This window comes from Anaerovibrio sp. (assembly GCF_051866355.1).
GTDB lineage: Bacteria > Bacillota > Negativicutes > Selenomonadales > Selenomonadaceae > Anaerovibrio.
Window position 1 is genome coordinate 1 of sequence record NZ_JBJDWZ010000033.1, and the last position, 4,039, is coordinate 4,039.

The window sequence follows — 4,039 nt, forward strand, 5'->3', positions numbered from 1 at the left end:
CAGGACTAACATAACAACCAATATCTGCATAACAGGACAGGAGCGATGCTTATGGCTGAATACGACAAAAAAGGCTATCTCCTGCAGGGCTTCCGAGTATTCCGGCTGGCGGACACCTCCCTGCAGGAAATCCCTTTCCATTACCACGATTTTCACAAGATTATTCTGTTTCTGGATGGCGAAGCCTCCTACATCATCGAAGGCAAAACCTATCCCCTGACGGCGCGGGACATTCTTTTCGTCAGCGCGGGGGAAATCCACCGCCCTGTTACCGTGCCGGGCAGGAGCTATGAACGGATTGTCATTTACGTTTCCCCTGATTTTCTCGCCAGCTGTGGGCAGGGCAAATGCGACCTGGCCAGATGCTTTCAAGTAGCCAGGGAGGCCTCCAGCGTCATGCACGCACCGCCGGGCAAGAGCCACGACCTGCTGTTTCATATGAACAAGCTGGAAAATGCCGCCCATCAGGCGGGCTATGCCAATGAGCTGTACACGGAAATGCTGTTCATCGAGTTTATGATACTCCTGAACAGGGCCATTCTGGACAATGAGCTGGAGCTGGCAAGCGTTTCCTGCGACAAGAAAATCCAGCAGTTGCTGGCCTACATCAACGGCCATCTGACCGAAGAGCTTTCCATTGACACTCTGGCGGAAAAGGTCTATCTCAGCAAATTTTACATGATGCGCAAGTTCAAGGCCGACACCGGCTGCAGTATCCACCAGTACATCAACAGCAAAAGACTCCTGCTGGCCAAAAGCCTGCTGGCCACCACCGACATCCCCATCACGGAGCTTTGCTACCAGTGCGGCTTTACGGACTACTCCGCCTTTTCCCGCGAATTTAGGAAGAGCTTCCGCACCACCCCCACCGCCTTCCGCAACAGCAATACATAAATCACCTAAAATACGGTTAATGCCTTTTTACGGACAGGCAGAAAGCAAGAACCCGGTATGACATGTACCATAAGAAAACCCTTGTTGCGCCTCGGTGCTTAGCGACTTGCAAGCCATCAGGCGCAGCAAGAGCTTAGCATCCGCGAGGTGCAAAGGGTATAACGAAACCCTATTGACATGAATTAGTTTCGAGGATAAATCCTTGTATGCTAGGCGGAGGAGGAAGGCATGGTGGTTCCATGCCGACCGACGACAACAACGCAGACAAGGATTTAGGCCGAAAATAATCATGGATATAGGGTTTTGTTATCCCTCGGAGCGAGAGCGCGTTTTCGTTGGTACAGTCATACCGGGTTCGTCAATTATGCACTAATCAACTATGTACTAATCAGTTATGCACTAATCAATTATGCACTGAAAAGCATAAGCTATATTTTACGCTTCAAGCGCGGTAAAATACTGCAGATTTACTTTTTTCAGGGCAGTATCCGCAATATTTACGCAGTTGTTGCCCATGCGGTCAATAATGTGTAACAGCTTGTTGTACGGCACGGTCAGGTTGGCCGCACACTTGCCCTTGCTGACCCGTGACATATGCGCCTTGCGCATGGCGATATCCATGTCACGGATAATAACCTTCTGCTTGAAAATCGCCTTGACATCTTCCTTACTGCCGGTTTCCATGACATTGAGAGCATTGATGTACATCTCTGCCACCAGCTGCAGGCTCTTCTCCAGATCCTTTCTGGCCTCCTTGGAGAACTTGTACTTTTTGTCCATTTTCTCCTGCACAGCCCTTGCCGCATCACCGCAGAGGATGGCAATCCTGTCCACGTCACTCAGCACGTACATCAGGCCCGCCGTCTGGGTGGCCTGCTCCTCGGTCAGCACACCGGCGGAGAACAGGTCCGCCAGATATTCCGTAATCCTCTCGTGCAGGTTGCGGGCGGCATTTTCCTGCTCATAGATACCGGCCAGCAGGCCGGCATCATCCTTCCGCAACAGCTCCCCGGTGCTGTTAATCAGCTTCTGCACGATGTCACTGCAGTGCATAACCTCCTTGGCTACCAGTTGCAGGGCGGCAGAAGGCTGGTTGATGAGATTGCCGTCCAGATACTGCGGCTCCATAGGATTTTCGGACACCACTGCCTCGCCCTCCGGAATAATCCGCATGACGATAGGCACCATCACCTTGTCAATCAGTCCCACCCAGACACAGGTCATGGTTATGTTGAAAATGGTGTGGGCATTGGCAATCTGCCGGGAAATGACCTCCACCTCCGGGCCGGATGGGGAAATGCTCTGAATAAAGGACGCATAGGGATTGACAAACCAGATAAACATCAGACAGCCGGAAATGTTGAACACGCAGTGAGCCACCGCCGTCCGCTTGGCATTTCTGGACTGCCCCACGCTGGCAAACAGGGCCGTGATGGTGGTACCGATATTGTCGCCCAGCAGTACCGGAATAGCTCCTGCCAGCCCCAGAATGCTGGTTACGCCGTCAGGCCCTGCCTGCGCCGCAAAATTCTGCAGTACCGCGATGGTGGCGCTACTGCTCTGTACCACCAGCGTCATCAGGGTTCCCACCAGCACGCCCAGCACAGGAATATCGCTTACCTCGGCAATCATATTGGTAAACACAGGGCTGGAAGCCAGCGGCTTCATCACATGCCCCATGGTTTCAATCCCCAGGAACAAAAGACCAAAGGCAAAAATCGTCTGGCCGATATTCTTAATCTTTTCCGACTTGCTGACAAAGGACATGGCAAAGCCCAAAAAGACAATCAGATAGATATAATCGCTGATTTTGAAGGCGATAATCTGCGCCGTCATGGTCGTACCGATGTTAGCGCCCAGAATAATCGAAATCGCCTGCGGCAAGCTCATCAGCCCTGCGCTGACAAAGCCGATGGCCATGACCGTGGTGGCACTGCTGCTCTGCAGTACCGCCGTGGTCAGCGCACCTGCCAGCACCCCCAGAAAAGGATTGCGGGTCAGCATGGCCAAAATGCTCTTCATCTTTTCCCCGGCGGCCTTCTGCAGGCATTCGCTCATCATATTCATGCCGTAAATAAAGACTGCCAGTCCGCCCAGCAAACCAAATGCAATCTGCATACCTTCCATGTTTTCTCCTCCGTATCACAGTGGTATTTTTCTTTTTTATTTCTCACCGCGGCGCGTATCTTCTCTGTCAAACTGCCGCGGCGCCATCCTGCCTGTTTATTTCTGATACAAATCCTGCCAGCTGGTGGCACTGCCTGTATAGATTTCCCTCAGCTGTTCAAGGGTGATGCTGTTCAGCGGGTTAGACTTGTTGACTATAACTACAATATCATCATTGGCTATCAGCCTGTAGTTCAAAAGCTCCTTTTCATAATCCTTCAGCTCCCTGGAAGCCATGCCGAAGCTGCACTCGCCCCGCATGGTTCTGGTCAGTCCGTCAGCCGTATCCGAAGCCACCACCTTGACGATAGCATGGGAGTTAATCTGCTCATAGGCCACGGCCAGCTCCGACATCAGCGGCGCTACCGAGGTGGAGCCGATTATCCTGAGCTCCCCTGCCGCCTGATTGGAAACAAACCTGTCCGCCTTGCCGACAGCCCCGAAGGAAACTCCCACCAGCTCCTGTCCCGCACCGTTGACATAGGTCAGAAAATCCTGTTCCAGCTCGTTCAGACTGCCGCTGTAGGCCAGATAAAAGCCCCGCCGCAGAGGATAGCTTCCTCTGGCCGACGCCACATCAAAGCCGTTTACCCTCAGCACCTTGACAGCGTCATCATGGCGCACCGCCCCGCGGGATACATATCCGATGGCCGAAGCATTACTCGACACCGCACCAATAACTGCGGACGCATTATCCGCCACCAGGGCATCCTCCCGCGTCATATCCCGGCCCTTGCCATCACCGGCAAAGCCTGCCAACTCTGCAAAGGTACTGCGCGTACCGGAGCCGTCCTCTCTGGCAATCACCTGAATATCGCCCAGCTTCTTCAAGCCGGCCATCTGTTCCTGGCTCATCACCTCACTCGTCCCGCCGGTCTGCCCGCCGCATCCGGCCAGGGACAATATCGCCACCAGCAGGGCAGCCAACAGCCATAACTTTCTCCCCATCCTGCCAATCTGCATGAAATCCCTCCTCGTC

3 protein-coding genes are annotated in these 4,039 nt (G+C 53.4%); 1 reads left to right on the forward strand and 2 read right to left on the reverse strand.

Going from position 1 to position 4,039, the window contains the following annotated elements:
* The first annotated feature begins 51 nt into the window (after window positions 1–51).
* Window positions 52–894: a helix-turn-helix domain-containing protein gene (locus ACI3UA_RS01990; protein WP_439723162.1), complete on the forward strand. Its 843-nt coding sequence runs from the start codon at window positions 52–54 to the stop codon at window positions 892–894.
* A gap of 435 nt (window positions 895–1,329) precedes the next feature.
* Here ACI3UA_RS01990 and ACI3UA_RS01995 read toward each other — a convergent pair whose 3' ends face one another.
* Window positions 1,330–3,021, reverse strand: a complete 1,692-nt coding sequence (locus ACI3UA_RS01995; RefSeq protein WP_439723163.1) for a Na/Pi cotransporter family protein — start codon at window positions 3,019–3,021, stop codon at window positions 1,330–1,332.
* A 96-nt stretch (window positions 3,022–3,117) separates the two neighbouring features.
* On the reverse strand, window positions 3,118–4,039 hold a 922-nt coding region (locus ACI3UA_RS02000; RefSeq protein WP_439723164.1), incomplete at its 5' end, for a substrate-binding domain-containing protein.